Raw genomic sequence first — 341 nt, forward strand, 5'->3', positions numbered from 1 at the left:
GATGCATACATTAAGTTTTTACATAATTACCCTATTTTTAAAAACAAGGCAATATTTACATATTCTTATGATTTTGAAAAAGGAATTTTTAAAGAAGAAATAGAGAAAAAACTTAAAGAAAATAATATAGATATTAAGCTGTCATATTCAAATGTAGGCAAAGAAGTACATAAATTATTTAGATATAACATAAATTTTATAAAAAAATTAACGGCTAACTTTATTACCCTTATGAAAACTACCGCAAGAGATGAAAATGACATTCTTAATATAAATAATTACAATTCAAAGCAGGAAGAACAAAGAGAAAAGGCATTTTTTAAAGTAGTTCTCCCAATATA

The 341-nt window shown here is 23.2% G+C and carries 1 protein-coding gene; it reads left to right on the plus strand.

Features of this window, described 5'->3' with window-relative positions; all coding sequences use genetic code 11:
* Positions 1 to 341: hypothetical protein (locus FGQ49_RS10430; RefSeq protein WP_171020669.1), on the plus strand; the 341-nt coding region annotated here is incomplete at both ends.

This window comes from Anaerofustis stercorihominis, from assembly GCF_005844425.1.
GTDB classification, from domain to species: Bacteria; Bacillota; Clostridia; order Eubacteriales; family Anaerofustaceae; genus Anaerofustis; species Anaerofustis butyriciformans.